Source organism: Streptomyces solincola, assembly GCF_002982015.1.
Taxonomy (GTDB): Bacteria; Actinomycetota; Actinomycetes; order Streptomycetales; family Streptomycetaceae; genus Streptomyces; species Streptomyces solincola.
The window spans coordinates 25,545-40,594 of sequence record NZ_PVLV01000111.1 but is presented as its reverse complement, the minus strand read 5'-3'; the positions used below and the strand labels follow the sequence as shown (position 1 = coordinate 40,594).

General features: G+C 74.4%; 16 protein-coding genes. 3 read left to right on the top strand and 13 right to left on the bottom strand.

Features of this window, described 5'->3' with window-relative positions:
- A partial coding sequence (gene rimI, locus C6N75_RS09015) for a ribosomal protein S18-alanine N-acetyltransferase (protein ID WP_105868337.1) occupies positions 1-560 on the bottom strand: 560 nt, incomplete at its 3' end.
- Positions 561-592: 32 nt separating this feature from the next.
- Positions 593-1,249 (bottom strand): tRNA (adenosine(37)-N6)-threonylcarbamoyltransferase complex dimerization subunit type 1 TsaB, encoded by a 657-nt coding sequence (gene tsaB, locus C6N75_RS09010; RefSeq protein WP_105868329.1) that lies wholly within the window; start codon positions 1,247-1,249, stop codon positions 593-595.
- A 107-nt stretch (positions 1,250-1,356) separates the two neighbouring features.
- On the opposite strand from tsaB, the gene C6N75_RS09005 reads away from it, so the two are divergent.
- Positions 1,357-1,917 (top strand): hypothetical protein, encoded by a 561-nt coding sequence (locus C6N75_RS09005; RefSeq protein ID WP_105868328.1) that lies wholly within the window; start codon positions 1,357-1,359, stop codon positions 1,915-1,917.
- A gap of 32 nt (positions 1,918-1,949) precedes the next feature.
- On the opposite strand, the gene C6N75_RS09000 is transcribed toward C6N75_RS09005, so the two are convergent.
- The 8 genes from C6N75_RS09000 to C6N75_RS08965 form a co-directional block, all read right to left on the bottom strand.
- Complete coding sequence (locus C6N75_RS09000) at positions 1,950-2,150, bottom strand: hypothetical protein (protein WP_105868327.1); 201 nt, start codon at positions 2,148-2,150, stop codon at positions 1,950-1,952.
- A gap of 152 nt (positions 2,151-2,302) precedes the next feature.
- A complete protein-coding gene (gene tsaE, locus C6N75_RS08995; RefSeq protein WP_105868326.1) occupies positions 2,303-2,815 on the bottom strand; it encodes a tRNA (adenosine(37)-N6)-threonylcarbamoyltransferase complex ATPase subunit type 1 TsaE in 513 nt (170 codons plus the stop codon).
- 55 nt (positions 2,816-2,870) lie between these two features.
- Positions 2,871-4,091 (bottom strand): alpha/beta fold hydrolase, encoded by a 1,221-nt coding sequence (locus C6N75_RS08990; protein ID WP_407703206.1) that lies wholly within the window; start codon positions 4,089-4,091, stop codon positions 2,871-2,873.
- A 148-nt stretch (positions 4,092-4,239) separates the two neighbouring features.
- Positions 4,240-5,445: an alanine racemase gene (gene alr, locus C6N75_RS08985; protein WP_105868325.1), complete on the bottom strand. Its 1,206-nt coding sequence runs from the start codon at positions 5,443-5,445 to the stop codon at positions 4,240-4,242.
- An 85-nt stretch (positions 5,446-5,530) separates the two neighbouring features.
- Positions 5,531-6,997, bottom strand: coding sequence for an NAD(P)H-hydrate dehydratase (locus C6N75_RS08980; protein WP_105868324.1), 1,467 nt, complete (start codon positions 6,995-6,997; stop codon positions 5,531-5,533).
- A 4-nt stretch (positions 6,998-7,001) separates the two neighbouring features.
- Positions 7,002-7,370: a holo-ACP synthase gene (locus C6N75_RS08975; protein ID WP_105868323.1), complete on the bottom strand. Its 369-nt coding sequence runs from the start codon at positions 7,368-7,370 to the stop codon at positions 7,002-7,004.
- A gap of 40 nt (positions 7,371-7,410) precedes the next feature.
- Positions 7,411-9,258: a glutamine--fructose-6-phosphate transaminase (isomerizing) gene (gene glmS / locus C6N75_RS08970; protein WP_105868322.1), complete on the bottom strand. Its 1,848-nt coding sequence runs from the start codon at positions 9,256-9,258 to the stop codon at positions 7,411-7,413.
- Between the two features lie 156 nt (positions 9,259-9,414).
- Positions 9,415-10,206, bottom strand: coding sequence for a hypothetical protein (locus C6N75_RS08965; RefSeq protein WP_105868321.1), 792 nt, complete (start codon positions 10,204-10,206; stop codon positions 9,415-9,417).
- Between the two features lie 245 nt (positions 10,207-10,451).
- On the opposite strand from C6N75_RS08965, the gene coaA reads away from it, so the two are divergent.
- Positions 10,452-11,450, top strand: a complete 999-nt coding sequence (coaA, locus tag C6N75_RS08960; protein WP_105868320.1) for a type I pantothenate kinase — start codon at positions 10,452-10,454, stop codon at positions 11,448-11,450.
- A 13-nt stretch (positions 11,451-11,463) separates the two neighbouring features.
- A complete protein-coding gene (locus C6N75_RS08955; protein ID WP_105868319.1) occupies positions 11,464-12,405 on the top strand; it encodes a DUF389 domain-containing protein in 942 nt (313 codons plus the stop codon).
- Positions 12,406-12,476: 71 nt separating this feature from the next.
- Here the strand turns inward: C6N75_RS08955 and glmM are convergent, their stop codons facing one another.
- The 3 genes from glmM to rplM form a co-directional block, all read right to left on the bottom strand.
- Positions 12,477-13,835, bottom strand: coding sequence for a phosphoglucosamine mutase (gene glmM / locus C6N75_RS08950; RefSeq protein WP_105868318.1), 1,359 nt, complete (start codon positions 13,833-13,835; stop codon positions 12,477-12,479).
- 183 nt (positions 13,836-14,018) lie between these two features.
- Positions 14,019-14,531 carry a 30S ribosomal protein S9 gene (gene rpsI / locus C6N75_RS08945; protein ID WP_105868317.1) on the bottom strand — a complete coding sequence of 171 codons (513 nt, stop codon included), beginning with the start codon at positions 14,529-14,531 and terminating at the stop codon, positions 14,019-14,021.
- A gap of 43 nt (positions 14,532-14,574) precedes the next feature.
- A complete protein-coding gene (gene rplM, locus C6N75_RS08940; protein ID WP_105868316.1) occupies positions 14,575-15,018 on the bottom strand; it encodes a 50S ribosomal protein L13 in 444 nt (147 codons plus the stop codon).
- Positions 15,019-15,050 lie beyond the last annotated feature (32 nt).

Here is a 15,050-nt window from a genome sequence, read left to right as displayed (position 1 = left end):
CTGGTAGTCGTTCCGGTTGCGGAGGGTCCGCCGGGGCCCGGCGGTCCGTCGCCGAGGTCGTCCGGCAGCGCGGCCTGGTCGGCGGCGGGCGGGGCTTCGGGGGCGGCGGCCGGGTCCGCGGCGACGGCGAGCCGCATCACCAGCGCGTCGACGTTGCCCGGCTGGTAGTAGCCGCGGCGGAAACCGATGGGGGCGAAGCCGAAGCGCTCGTACAGCTTCTGGGCGCGGACGTTGTCCACCCGCACCTCCAGCAGCACGTCCTCGCACTCGAAGGCGGTGGCGTGCTGGAGGAGGTCGGTGAGCAGCCGCGCCCCGAGCCCCGTCCCCCACATCCCGCGGGCGACGGCGATGGTCTGCACGTCGCCCAGACCGCCGGCCGCGGCCAGCCCCGCGTATCCGGCGAGCCGGCCCTCCGGCGTCTGGGCGACGACGTAGCGGCGGGAGGCGCTGGGGCCGCGCGCGTGCGCCAGCTCCGACCAGAACATCCCCTCCGACCAGGCGTCCTCGGGGAACAGCTCGTGTTCCAGCTCCAGCACCGGCGGGATGTCCCACCAGCGCATCTCGCGCAGCACCGGCCCCGTCGACGGTGCGGTCACCGGGGCGTGACCACCTTGTAGTTCTTCGGCACCTGCGCGTCCGGGCGGCGCAGGTACATCGGCTGCGGCTCCTCGAACGGCTTCCCCGCCGCCAGCCTCTCGGCGGCCAGCGCGGCGAGCGCGGCGGCCGACTGGTGCTCGGGGTCGCGCGTGTCCGGGAACACCTCGCCGTACAGCCGCGCCCCGGCGCCCACCGCGGGCAGACCGGCGACGGCCTCGGCGATCTCGGCGGGGCGGTCCACCGCCGGTGCGCCGACCCGGGTGCGGGAGTCGTCGTAGCGCGCCCAGTAGACCTCCTTGCGGCGCGCGTCCGTCGCCACCACGAAGGGCTCCTCGATGCCGGAGGCGTAGGCCAGGCCGTCCAGGGTGCACACCCCGTGCACCGGCACGCCGCCGAGCGCGGAGGCGAAGGTCGCGGCCGTCACCAGGCCGACCCGCAGTCCGGTGTAGGGGCCCGGCCCCACGCCGACCACGATCCCGGTCACCTCGTCCAGGGCACGCCCGGCCTCCTTCATCACCCGGTCGACGGCCGGCAGCAGCAGTTCGCCGTGCCGGCGGGCGTCCACCTGACTCGAACGGGCGAGGACGTGTTCGCCGTCGTGGAGGGCGACGGTGACGGCGGGGGTGGCGGTATCCAAGGCGAGCAGCAGCACGCGAACAGCCTACGGCTCCGCGGACCCGGGCACGCCGCCCAGGCCTCGCGCTCCGATCCTGCTACGGTCACACCGGGTAGGCACTCGTGTGAGGTGGGTGACGTCAGGTGGCCGTACGAAGCGCCGGGCTGGTGGCGGGTCTCACCGCGGCGGCCGCGCTCACCATCGCCTTCTTCGGATACCAGGCGGCGGTGACCGTGCCGGCCGCGCTGACCTCCGGGGCGCGCGCCGGGGACGCGAACCTGGCGGCGCGCGCCCCTGACGCGCAGGACGCGCTGCGTCATCCGACCGCGCTCCCCGAGGACTCCGGCGACGGCCGGCGCGTGGTGTACGCGCTGGGCGGCCGGCGGGTCTGGCTGGTGGGCGACGACGGGCGGGCGGCCCGGACGTTCGCGGTCGCGCCCAGCACCGTCCACCCGGCCCCCGGCACGTACCAGGTGTCCTCGCGCTCCAACAGCGTGGCCGGCTCGGACGGAGTGCGCATCGAGCATGTGGTGCGGTTCACCGCGGTGGACGGGGTGACGGTCGGCTTCAGCGCGGCGGTGGACGGCAAGGCGGCCGCGGCCGACCCGGCCCGCAAGACCGGCGGCATCCGGATGCGGCGCGCCGACGGCGACGCGATGTGGACCTTCGCCACGGTCGACTCGAAGGTCGTCGTCGTCCCGTAGCGGCACCGGCCCGCGCGGGCCCGGCGGACCGCTCAGGCGGCGCGCGGCGGCGCGACGGCGGCGTCGGTCCCGTCCCGCCGGCCGGTCTGCGCGTCCGGGGCGTCCTCGTCCCGCAGCGGCCGGGGAGGCGTGGAGACCGCACTGGCCGCCGCGCACGACGCCAGCAGGGTGTGCATCGACACGTCGTGAAGAGACACGGCCTGGTCCGGCCCGTACTGCGTCGACCTCGGCATGGTTGCCTCCCGGGGCTCCGTAGGGCGTAGGTTAGGTACACCTAACCAAGTCCTGGTTCCCATGGGACCACGCCGCACACGCGCCATGCAACATGGTGCCGACATCTTGTCGGAAAGTACGGGGCGGGACCGCGGGTCGGGCCGGGCGGGGGCTAGGGGGCCACGGCCGCCAGGTCGACGCCGGCCCAGCGCGGGCCGAGGCCGGTGAGGGTGACCTGCCGCCGGTCGTCGTCGGTCTCGCCGACCACCCGGTCGATGACGACGTGCAGTCGGTCCTCGGACAGCTCCTCGACCTTGCCCTCGCCCCACTCCACGACCACCACCGAGTCGGGCAGCGAGACGTCGAGGTCCAGATCCTCCATCTCGTCCAGGCCGCCGCCGAGCCGGTAGGCGTCGACGTGCACCAGCGCCGGCCCGCCGGTCAGCGAGGGGTGGACGCGGGCGATGACGAAGGTCGGCGAGGTCACCGCCCCCCGCACCCCGAGGCCCTCGCCGAGCCCGCGGGTCAGCGTCGTCTTGCCGGCGCCCAGCTCACCGGTGAGCAGGACCAGGTCGCCGGGGCGCAGCAGCCCGGCGAGCGCACGCCCGAGCTCCTGGGTCTGGTCGGGCGAGTGGAGGGTGATGCGGGCCGCCGCCTCGGCGGCCGGGGAGTGCGGTGCTTCCATAGCCGCCAACCGTAGCCGGGCACGGCCCCCGGCCGCGTACGCCCGGGGCCGGGGTTCAGCGCCCGGCGGTGCGGCGGGGGTCGGCGCCGCCGGCCGGGGCGGGCAGCGCGCCGACCCGGGCCAGCAGGTCCAGCAGCCGTTCGCTGACCGCCTCCGGGTGCTCCAGCATCACCAGGTGGCCGCCGTCGGGGACGAGGACCAGTTCGGCGTCGGGCAGCAGCGCGGCGATGGCCTCGGTGTGCGAGCTGGGCGTGACCAGGTCGGCCGCCCCGGCCAGGGCGAGAGCGGGCACCTCGGCGAAGACCCCGAGGGCGGCCGCCTTGTCGTGGTCGTTGAACGCCGGGTAGAACTCGGCGACCACGTCGATCGGAGTGCTCTCGATCATGCGCTCGGCGAACCGGGCGACCGCCGGGTCCACGTCCGCGGAGGAGAAGGAGTACCGCTTGACCAGCCCGGCGAACAGGTCGGCCGTCGCCCGCCGGCCCCGCTCCACCAGTTCGGTCTGGGTGCCCAGCGCGCGCAGTATCTGCGGCAGCACCCGGCGCACCGCGTTCACCCCGGCGACGGGAAGCCCGTAGTTGACCTCGCCGAGCCGGCCGCAGGAGGTGCCGACGAACGCCGCCCCGACCACCCGGTCGCGGACCAGCTCCGGGTACTGGTCGGCCAGCGCCATCATCGTCATGCCGCCCATGGAGTGCCCGACGAGGACCAGCGGCCCTTCCGGCGCGGCCGCGTCCAGCACCGCCTTCAGATCGCGGCCCAGCAGGTCGATGGAGACCGGCACCGCGCCCGGGCCGCGCTGGGACGCCCCGCGCGCGGAGCGGCCGTGGCTGCGCTGGTCCCAGTGCACGGTGCGCACCAGGCCGCGCAGCGCGGCCCGCTGGAAGTGCCAGGAGTCCTGGCCGAGGCAGTAGCCGTGGCTGAAGACGACGGTCAGCGGCGGGCGGCCCGCGGTGTCCGGCGCCCCGTCCGCCCCTTCCCTGTCGTCCGCCTCGTCGACCTCGTCGATCTCGTAGTACAGCTCGGTGCCGTCGTCGGCGCGGGCCCGGCCCGCGTCGCCGCGCAGGGCGCCGTAGGGTCCGGCCGCGTCCAGTGCCAGGCGTGCCTTGCGGCGCATGCCGCGGCCGACGGTGAGCCGCTCGATGGCGACTCCGGCGGCCGCGCCGGCGGCGAGCACCCCTATCGCCGCGCCCGCGAGCCCGGCGCGCCGCCAGGCGGCCGCGGCGCCGGCCGGCACCGGCAGGTCGGGCACGGTGGCCGCGGCGCCGGCCGCCACCGTCCCGGCCGCGCGCACCGCCCGCCGGGAGCGGGCCGCGCCGGCCGCCCCGGCCGCGCCCGCGGCGGCCGCGCGGGCCGCCGGACTGGTCTCACTCACTACGGCTGCCTCCCACCGCTGTCTGGGGTCCGCCGGCCGGTCGGGCCGGTCAGTCGGACCCGGCCCCGGTCCCGCGTGTCGCGTCCGTCCCGTCGTCCAGGTAGACGCGCGGTACGCGTGAACCGATCCGGGTCACGATCTCGTACCCGATCGTGTCCGCGGCCCGGGCCCAGTCCTCGGCGGTCGGCTCACCCTGATCGCCTGCCCCGAACAGCACGGCCTGTGCACCCGGTTCCACGGTGTCCCCCGAGAGGTCCACCACGAACTGGTCCATCGCAATGCGCCCGGCGACCGTGCGCACCTTGCCGCCGACCAGGACCGGACCGCGTCCGGAGGCGTGCCGGGGCACCCCGTCGGCGTATCCCAGCGGGACGAGCCCGAGGGTGGTCTCGCGCTCGGTGACGTAGTGGTGGCCGTAGCTGACGCCGTGTCCGGCGGGCACGCCCTTGACCAGCGCGACGCTGCCGGCGAGCCGCATCACCGGGCGCAGCCCGAAGTCGGCGGAGGCGCCCAGCTCGGGGCTGGGCGAGACGCCGTACATCGCGATGCCGGTGCGTACGAGGTCGAAGTGCGCCTCGGGAACAGTGAGCGTGGCCGGGGAGTTGGCCAGGTGGCGCACCTCCGGCTCGACGCCTGCCTTCTCGGCGTACGCCAGCATGTCCTGGAAGACGCCGACCTGGGCGGCGATGGAGGGGTCGCCGGGCTCGTCGGCGCGGGCCAGGTGGGACCAGAGGCCGGTGACCTCCAGCAGCCCTTCGCCCTGGGCGCGCAGCGCCTCGCCGACCAGCTTGGGCCAGTCGGCGGGCTGGCAGCCGTTGCGGCCGAGGCCGGTGTCGGCCTTGAGCTGGACGCGGGCCGGGCGGCCGGCGGCACGTGCGGCGGCGGTGACCTCGTCCAGCGCCCACAGTCCGCTCACCCCGACGTCGACGCCGGCCTCGATGGCCTCCCGCCAGGGGTCGCCGGGCGTCCACAGCCAGCACAGCAGCGGGGCGTCGAGGCCGGCCGCGCGCAGGGCGAGCGCCTCCTGCGGGGTGGCGGCTCCGAGCCAGTGGGCGCCGGCCTCCAGGGCGGCGCGGGCGCAGGGCACGGCGCCGTGGCCGTAGGCGTCGGCCTTCACCACGGCCATGACGCGGACGTCCGGCCCGACCCGGCCGCGCAGGGTGCGCACGTTGGCGCGCAGCGCGCCGAGGTCGATCTCGGCGCGGGCGCGGGGGTGGTGCGGCGCGCGGGGGGTCTGCGGTGTCATCTCGCTCATCGCGCTCAGTCTCTCACCCCCGTCCTCCGGGTCCCGGTGAGCGCCCGCGCGGACGGCGGCCGACGGACCACCGCCCCGTGGCCGTTCAGTCCTCCGTCACGTCCCGCCAGGCGCCCGAGAGGGCTTCGGCGACGTCGTAGGCGGCGACGGGTGCGCCGTGGGAGGCGCGGCGGGCGGCGAGGCCGTGCAGGTAGGCGGCGACCGAGGCGGCGTCGCGGGGGGCGAGGCCGGCGGCGAGCAGGGAGCCGGCCAGGCCGGAGAGGACGTCGCCGGTGCCGGCGGTGGCCAGCCAGGGGGTGCCGGTGGGGTTGACCCGGACCGGGTCCTTCGGGTCCGGGGAGGCGACGACCGTGGTGGAGCCCTTGAGCAGCACGGTCGCCCCGTATGCCGCGGCCAGTTCGCGGGCGGCCGACAGCCGGCCGGCCTCCACGTCCTCGCGGGGGCGGCCGAGCAGGGCGGCGGCCTCCCCGGCGTGCGGGGTGAGCAGGGTGGGGGCGGGCCGGGCGCGCACGGCGGCCGGGTCCAGGAGCCGCAGTCCGTCGGCGTCCACCAGGACGGGGACGTCGGAGGCGAGCACCGCCTCGACGCCGGGTGTGTCGCCGAGGCCGGGGCCGATGACCCAGGACTGCACCCGGCCGGCCTCGGCGGGGCCGCCGGGGTGGACCAGGGTTTCGGGGTGGCGGGCGAGGACCGCCTCGCCGGCCGGGCCGGCGTAGCGCACCGCCCCGGCGCCGCCGCGCAGCGCGCCGGAGACGCAGAGCACCGCGGCGCCCGGGTAGCGGGCGGAGCCGGCGACCACGCCGACCACGCCGCGCCGGTACTTGTCGCTCTCGGCCGCCGGGTGCGGCAGCAGTGCGGCGACGTCGGCGTGTTGCAGGGCCTCGGCCGCCACCTCGCCGGCCGGCGGCGTCAGCCCGATGTCGACCAGTCGCAGCGCGCCGGCGTACGCGCGGGCGGGGTCGATGAGCAGGCCGGGCTTGTACGCGCCGAAGGTGACGGTGACGTCCGCGCGGACCGCCTCGCCGTCCACCGTGCCGGTGTCGGCGTCCACTCCGCTGGGCAGGTCGACGGCGACCAGGGCGGCGCCGCTGGCGCGGGCCGCGCGGGCCAGGGCGGCGGCCTCGGGGCGCAGCCCGCCCCGGCCGCCGATGCCGGTGACGCCGTCCAGGACCAGGTCGGCGCCGGCGAGCGCGGCGGCCGGGTCGCCGGCGACGGCGGAGGCGGGGCGGTCGGCGCCGCCGGCGGCGCGCAGCGCGGCGAGCGCGGCCCGGTGCGCCTTGGGGCGGCCGTCCTCGCCGGGCGAGCCGAGCAGGAGGGCCGTGACGCCCGCGCCGCGCCGGGCCAGCCGGGCCCCCGCGTACAGCGCGTCGCCGCCGTTGTCGCCGCTGCCGGCCAGGACGACGACCCGGGACCCGTAGACCCGCGGCAGCAGCCCCGCGCAGGCGGCGGCCAGGCCGGCCGCCGCCCGCCGCATCAGCGCGCCCTCGGGCAGCTCCGCCATCAGCGCGGCCTCGGCGGCCCGCACGGTCTCGGTTCGGTAAGCGGTACGCATACGGTCAACCCTCCGCGATGACCACGGCGGAGGCCACCCCCGCGTCGTGACTGAGCGACACGTGCCACTGCCGTACGCCCAGTTCGGCGGCGCGGGCGGCGACCGTGCCGGACACCCGCAGTCTCGGCTGCCCGCTGTCCTCGACGTACACCTCGGCGTCCGTCCACAGCAGCCCGGCGGGCGCGCCGAGCGCCTTGGCCAGCGCCTCCTTGGCGGCGAACCGGGCGGCGAGCGAGGCGATGCCGCGCCGCTCGCCGCCGGGCAGCAGCAGTTCACTCGTCACGAACAGCCGCTGCGCCATCTGCGGTGTGCGCTCCAGCGCCGCCGCGAACCGTTCGATCTCCGCGACGTCGATCCCCACCCCGATGATCACACCGAACCCCTCCCCACCAGCCGACCAGATGGTCCGATGATCACTCGACCGTGACGGATTTGGCCAGGTTGCGCGGCTGGTCGACCTCGTTGCCGCGGGCCGTCGCCAGCTCGCAGGCGAAGACCTGGAGCGGCACGGTGGACACCAGCGGCTGGAGCAGCACCGGGGTGGCCGGGATGCGGATCAGGTGGTCGGCGTACGGGACGACCGCCTCGTCGCCCTCCTCGGCGATCACGATGGTGCGGGCGCCGCGGGCGCGGATCTCCTGGATGTTGGAGACGATCTTGTCGTGCAGGACCGAGCGGCCGCGCGGCGAGGGCGCCACCACGACCACCGGCACGTCCTGCTCGATCAGTGCGATCGGGCCGTGCTTCAGCTCGCCGGCGGCGAACCCCTCGGCGTGCATGTACGCCAGCTCCTTGAGCTTCAGCGCGCCCTCCAGGGCGACCGGGTAGCCCACGTGGCGGCCCAGGAACAGCACGGTCGGCTTGTCCGCCAGTGAGCGGGCCAGCTCGCGGACCGGCTCCATGGTCTCCAGCACCCGGTCCACGTCCTCGGCGATCCTGGCCAGGTCCCGCACCACGTCGCGGACCTCGTCGCCCCACTTGGTGCCGCGGACCTGGCCGAGGTAGAGCGCCACCAGGTAGCAGGCGACCAACTGGGTGAGGAACGCCTTGGTGGAGGCGACCGCCACCTCCGGCCCGGCGTGCGTGTAGAGCACGGCGTCGGACTCGCGGGGGATGGTGGAGCCGTTGGTGTTGCAGATGGCCAGCACCTTCGCGCCCTGCTCGCGGGCGTGCCGCAGCGCCATCAGGGTGTCCATGGTCTCGCCGGACTGGCTGATGGCGACGACCAGCACCCGCTGGTCGAGGATCGGGTCGCGGTAGCGGAACTCGCTGGCCAGCTCGACCTCGCAGGGGACGCGGGTCCAGTGCTCGATGGCGTACTTGGCGATCAGCCCGGCGTGGAAGGCGGTGCCGCAGGCGACGATGACGACCTTCTGGGCCTCCCGCAGCACCTCGTGCGGGATGCGGATCTCGTCCAGGGTGAGCGAGCCGGCGGCGTCCACCCGGCCCAGCAGGGTGTCGGCGACCGCCTTGGGCTGCTCGGCGATCTCCTTGAGCATGAAGTAGTCGTAGCCGCCCTTCTCGGCGGCCGAGGCGTCCCAGTCGACGTGGTACTCGCGCACCTCGGCGGGCGAGCCGTGGAAGTCGGTGACGGTGACGCCGTCCCGGCGCAGCTCCACCACCTGGTCCTGGCCCAGCTCGACCGCGGAGCGGGTGTGCTCGATGAACGCGGCCACGTCGGAGGCCAGGAACGCCTCGCCCTCGCCGACGCCCACCACCAGGGGCGAGTTGCGGCGGGCGCCGACCACCGTGTCCGGGTCGTCGGCGTGCACGGCCACCAGGGTGAACGCGCCCTCCAGCCGGCGGCACACCAGCCGCATCGCCTCGGCGAGGTCGCCGCCGGCGGAGAACTCCTCGGCCAGCAGGTGCGCCACGACCTCGGTGTCCGTCTCCGACCCCAGGTCGTGGCCGCGCTCGGCCAGTTCGGCGCGGAGGGCGGCGAAGTTCTCGATGATGCCGTTGTGGACGACGGCGACCCGGCCGGCGTTGTCCAGATGGGGGTGCGCGTTGGCGTCGTTGGGCGCGCCGTGCGTGGCCCACCGGGTGTGCCCGATGCCGGTGGACCCGGTCGGCAGCGGCCGGGTGGACAGTTCCTTCTCCAGGTTGACGAGCTTGCCCGCCTTCTTGGCCGCGGCCAGCGAGCCGTCCGCGAGGACCGCGACCCCGGCCGAGTCGTAGCCCCGGTACTCCAGCCGCTTCAGGCCGGCGACCACCACATCAAGCGCCGACTGCCCGCCGACGTATCCCACGATTCCGCACATGTCCGTCAGCCTACGACCGCCGCGCCCGGACGGCCCGTCAGGCGGGCGCGGGGCGCGGCATCCGGGGGCCCGCCCCGCCCCACGGGACGTCAGCACCCGGACGGCCGGAAGCCCACGGCCGGGCGTGGCCGTGGGCTTCCGAGCGGGGTGCGCGGGTCAGCCGAGCTTGGCGACCTGGGCCTCGATCACCGCGGTGGGCGGCTCGGGCTTGACGTCCTTGCCGGCCATGGCGGCGAGGTTCATCCCGCCGAAGGTGGCCAGCGTGGAGCCCTTGCGGACCGCGGCGAGCTGGTAGAAGGGGATGTCCTTGCCCTCCATGTTGACGACCACGGTCCAGCCGGCCGCCTCGTCGCCACCGGAGACCGGGGTCTCGGTGATCTTGGTGACCTTGACGTCCTCGCCGTCCGCGGTGGCGCCGAAGCCGGCGGCGCAGGCGGTGCCCGCGGTCTTCAGCGCGGCGAGCGCCTCCTCGGCGCCCTTGCCCTCGTAGGAGGCGAGGGTCACGACGGTGCTGTTGACGTTCAGCGCCTGGGCCATGGCGTCCTCCATGTCCTCCGGCGCGGTGCTGGCGGACACGGACGGCTTCTTCGGCTCGCCGGTGACCTGGCGCTTGGCGGTGCCGGCCGGCTCGCCCACGGGCTTCAGCGACATCACGTCGGTGATCGCCTGGCACTCGTTCCTGGTCACCGTGGCCTTGCCCTGCTGCTCCAGCTCGGGGCTGACCTTCTCCACCTTGTGGCCCTTGACGTCGCCCTGGGCGACGATGACCTTCTCCAGGTCGGCGGCGGTCAGCGCCTTGTCCGCGGCCGGGGCCGACGAACCGCCCTTGTCCTTGGCGCCCTTGTCGTCACCGCCGTCCGAGGAGCCGCCGCCGCAGGCGGTGGCGAGGAGGGTCAGGGACACCGCGGAGGCGGCGAGGGCGGTACGGCGTATCAGGGTGGCTCGCATGGTCCGTCTTTCTGTGTGATCGATGTGCACACAGTAGGCGCACCGGCCATGGACATGATCTGCACGTACGGCCGCGGTACGAGACCGTGACCGGCCGGTGATCAGCAGCGTCCGAATCACCCCCGTTTGCGGTCGATGCCACAGGGTCGCCGGGTCGGCCCCCGTCCGGCGCCCGGACGCCCCCGCCGCCACACCGTGACCGACCCCACGCCCCACACGGCCGCCCGGCGCACGACAATGGCCGGGTGATCACAACGCCGTCCCGAAGCGCCGCCGCCCAGCGCCGTGCGGAGGCCACGCCGTACGTCGACCTGACCCGCGCGGAGTGGAGCGCGCTGCGCGCCAAGACGCCGCTGCCGCTCACCGCCGACGAGGTGGAGCGGCTCCGCGGTCTCGGCGACGTCATCGACCTCGACGAGGTCCGCGACATCTACCTGCCGCTGTCCCGGCTGCTCAACCTGTACGTCGCGGCCACCGCCAACCTGCGCGGCGCGCTCAACACCTTCCTCGGCGACGCGGCCGGCGGCGGCAAGGGCGCCCAGCGCGGCACCCCCTTCGTCATAGGGGTGGCCGGCTCGGTCGCCGTCGGCAAGTCCACCGTGGCCCGCCTGCTCCAGGCACTGCTGGCCCGCTGGCCGGAGCACCCGCGGGTCGAACTGGTCACCACCGACGGCTTCCTGCTGCCGATGAAGGAGCTGAAGGAACGCGGGCTGATGTCCCGGAAAGGCTTCCCCGAGTCGTACGACCGGCGGGCGCTGACCCGGTTCGTCGCCGACATCAAGGCCGGCAAGGACGAGGTCACCGCCCCCGTCTACTCCCACCTCATCTACGACATCGTGCCCGGTCAGCGGCTCACCGTGCGCCGCCCGGACATCCTGATCGTGGAGGGCCTCAACGTCCTCCAGCCGGCCCTGCCCGGCCAGGACGGGCGCACCAGGGTGGGCCTCGCCGACTACTTCGACTTCTCCGTCTACGTGGACGCCCGCACCGAGGACATCGAGTCCTGGTACCTCAACCGCTTCCGCAAGCTGCGCGCCACCGCCTTCCAGGACCCCTCCTCCTACTTCCGCAGGTACACGCAGGTCAGCGAGGAGGAGGCGCTGGACTACGCACGCACCACCTGGCGCACCATCAACAAGCCGAACCTGCTGGAGAACGTCGCCCCCACCCGCGGCCGGGCCACCCTGGTGGTGCGCAAGGGCCCCGACCACAAGGTCCAGCGGCTGTCACTGCGCAAGCTCTGAAGGGACCACGCTGGTGCTGCACCTGCGTCTGATCGTGCCGGCCGACCGCACCGACGAGGTCGTCGGCGTGATCGAGAAGACGGTCGGCACGACCCACCTGGTCGTGGTGGACGGCGCGTGCCGCGACCCGGCCGGGGACCTCGTCCTGTGCGACGTGGCCCGCGAGGCGGGCGACGGCCTGATCGCCGACCTGCGGGCGCTGGGTCTGGACCGGTGCGGCTCGATCGCCGTCGAGGAGATCGGACTGTCGCTGTCCACCCGCGCCGAGCAGGCCGAGAAGGACGCGCCCGGCGAGGGCGCCGACGCCGTGCTGTGGGAGCAGATGCAGGAGGCCACCCACGAGGAGTCCACGCTCAGCGTGACCTATGTGGCCTTCCTCGCCCTCGCCACGATGATCGCGGCCTGCGGCGTCGTCCTGGACAACGCCATCCTGATCGTGGGCGCGATGGCGGTGGGCCCGGAGTTCGGCCCGCTCGCCGGCATCTGCACGGCGCTGGTCCAGCGCAAGCCCAAGCTGGCCGCGCGGTCGCTGATCGCGCTGGTGGTGGGCTTCCTGGCGGCGATGGCGCTGACCGTGCTGTTCAGTCTGACGATGGACGCGGCGGGCCTGTTCACCGACGACATGCTGCACGGCGACCGGCCCAACACCGGCTTCGTCTACGCGCCGGACTGGTTCTCCTTCGTGGTCGGCCTGCTCGCGGGCGCCGCCGGCACCCTCTCGCTCACCTCGGCGAAGTCCGGGGCGCTGGTCGGGGTGGCGATCTCGGTGACCACCGTCCCGGCGGCGGCCAACGCGGCGGTCGCGCTGTCCTACGGAGACCTCACCCAGACCAAGGGCTCCATCGAGCAGCTCCTGCTCAACCTGCTGGCCATCGTGCTGGCCGGCACGGCGACGCTGCTGGCGCAGAAGGCGTTCTGGGCGCGGCAGCGCCGCCGCACCGGCCGGACGGCCTGAGGGTACGAGGACGGGGCGCCCCCACCGTCCTGGTGGGGGCGCCCCGTCCTCGTACCGGGGAAGAACCGGGCTCAGCCCAGCGCCGACTTCACCACGTCGGCCAGCTCGCCGGCGATGGCGCGGGCCTGCTCCAGGTCGGCGGCCTCGACCATGACGCGCACCAGCGGCTCGGTGCCGGAGGGGCGCAGCAGCACCCGGCCGGTGTGGCCCAGCCGCCGCTCGGCGTCGGCTACCGCCGCGCCCAGCTCGGCGGAGGTCTTCACCCGGGACTTGTCCACGTCCTTGACGTTGACCAGGACCTGCGGCAGCCGCTCCATCACCCCGGCCAGCTCGGCCAGCGAGCGGCCGGTGGCGGCGACCCGGGCGGCCAGCAGCAGACCGGTGAGGGTGCCGTCGCCGGTGGTGGCGTGGTCGAGCACGATGACGTGCCCGGACTGCTCGCCGCCGAGCGCGTAGCCGTGCTCCTTCATGGCCTCCAGCACGTACCGGTCGCCGACCGCGGTCTGCACCAGCTTCAGCCCCTCGCGCTCCATGGCGAGGGTGAAGCCGAGGTTCGACATCACGGTGGCGACGACGGTGGCGCCGCGCAGGGTGCCGGCCTCGCGCATGGCGAGCGCCAGCACGGCCAGGATCTGGTCGCCGTCCACCTCGGCGCCGGTGTGGTCGACGGCCAGGCAGCGGTCGGCGTCCCCGTCGTGCGCGATGCCGAAGTCCGCGCCGTGCTCGATGACGGCGGCCTTCAGCAGGTCCAGGTGGGTGGAGCCGCAGCCGTCGTTGATGTTGAGCCCGTCGGGGGTGGCGCCGATGGTGACGACCTGGGCGCCGGCCCGCTCGAAGGCGGCCGGGGACACTCCGGCGGCCGCGCCGTGCGCCTCGTCCAGGACGATCTTCAGTCCGTCGAGGCGGTTCGGCAGCACCGACAGCAGATGGGCCACGTACTGGTCGAAGCCCTCGGTGTAGTCGGCGACCCGGCCGACGCCGGCCCCGGTGGGCCGGTCCCACGGCGCCCCGGTGCGGTGCTGCTCGTACACGGCCTCGATGCGGTCCTCCAGCTCGTCGGCGAGCTTGTGCCCGCCGCGGGCGAAGAACTTGATGCCGTTGTCGGGCATGGCGTTGTGGCTGGCGGACAGCATCACGCCGAGGTCCGCGCCGAGCGCCCCGGTGAGGTGGGCGACGGCCGGGGTGGGCAGCACGCCGACCCGCATGACGTCCACACCGGCACTGGCGAGGCCGGCGACGACCGCCGCTTCGAGGAACTCTCCGGAGGCCCGCGGGTCGCGGCCCACCACGGCGGTGGGCCGGTGCCCCTCGAACGTCCCCGCCTCGGCGAGCACGTGCGCGGCCGCCACGGACAGGCCGAGCGCGAGCTCCGCCGTCAGATCCGCGTTGGCGACACCGCGCACACCGTCCGTGCCGAAGAGTCGTCCCACAGTGTCCTCCGAAGTGCTCCGATGTTGCGGGGTGAAGCGAGTCCAAGCCAGGTGTAACAGGTGCGGCGGACCGTGGCCCGCGGCAGGGCGCGTACGCCGTAGCGGTCCCGGTACGACGTACGCCCCGGCAGCACGGAAGGTGCCGCCGGGGCGTACGTACGGTGCAGACCGAGCAGGCGAGATTTAGCGCTTGCTGTACTGCGGGGCCTTGCGGGCCTTCTTCAGACCGGCCTTCTTGCGCTCGACCGCGCGGTCGTCGCGGCTCAGGAAGCCGGCCTTCTTCAGCGGGCCGCGGTTGTTGTCCACGTCCGCCTCATTCAGCGCGCGGGCCACGCCGAGGCGCAGGGCGCCGGCCTGGCCGGAGACGCCACCGCCGGCGATGCGGGCGACGACGTCGTAGCGGTTGTCCAGCTCGAGCACCTTGAAGGGCTCGTTGACTTCCTGCTGGTGCACCTTGTTGGGGAAGTAGTCCTCCAGGGTGCGGCCGTTGATCTTCCACTTGCCGGTGCCCGGGACGATCCGGACGCGGGCGATGGCGTTCTTGCGGCGGCCCAGGCCGGCGGCCGGCTGCGGCTCGCCGAAGCGGGAAGCCAGGGACTCGGTGGTGTACTCGCCCTCGACCGGAACGTCGGTCTCGGTGGTGTACTGCTCGACGTCAACTTCTTCGAGCGGGGTCTCGGCGGTGGTCTCAGCCACGATGCTCCTCAGATTCTCTTCGTCTTAGGGGGTGTGGCCGGACTTACTGCGCGACCTGGGTGATCTCGAACGGGACCGGCTGCTGCGCAGCGTGCGGGTGGTTCTCGCCCGCGTAGACCTTCAGCTTCGAGAGCATCTGACGGCCCAGGGTGTTCTTGGGGAGCATGCCCTTGACGGCCTTCTCGACGGCCTTCTCGGGGTTCTTCTCCAGCAGCTCGTCGTAGCGGACGGAGCGCAGACCACCCGGGTAGCCGGAGTGGCGGTACGCCATCTTCTGGGTCCGCTTGTTGCCGGACAGGTGCACCTTGTCGGCGTTGATGATGATGACGAAGTCACCAGCGTCGACGTGCGGCGCGTAGATCGGCTTGTGCTTGCCCCGGAGAAGGGTCGCGGCGGTGGTGGCCAGACGGCCCAGGACGATGTCCTGCGCGTCGATGATGTGCCACTGGCGCGTCACATCGCCGGGCTTGGGGCTGTACGTACGCACGGTCGTAGCCTTCGCTTCTTCAGTGATGGAGT

Excerpts from the sequence above, each read along its gene's own strand:
- C6N75_RS09000 (WP_105868327.1), bottom strand. The coding sequence starts at position 2,150 with ATGCCGAGGTCGACGCAGTACGGGCCGGACCAGGCCGTGTCTCTTCAC.
- glmS (WP_105868322.1), bottom strand. The coding sequence starts at position 9,258 with ATGTGCGGAATCGTGGGATACGTCGGCGGGCAGTCGGCGCTTGATGTG.
- C6N75_RS08965 (WP_105868321.1), bottom strand. The coding sequence starts at position 10,206 with ATGCGAGCCACCCTGATACGCCGTACCGCCCTCGCCGCCTCCGCGGTG.
- C6N75_RS08980 (WP_105868324.1), bottom strand. The coding sequence starts at position 6,997 with ATGCGTACCGCTTACCGAACCGAGACCGTGCGGGCCGCCGAGGCCGCG.
- tsaE (WP_105868326.1), bottom strand. The coding sequence starts at position 2,815 with ATGGAAGCACCGCACTCCCCGGCCGCCGAGGCGGCGGCCCGCATCACC.
- alr (WP_105868325.1), bottom strand. The coding sequence starts at position 5,445 with ATGAGCGAGATGACACCGCAGACCCCCCGCGCGCCGCACCACCCCCGC.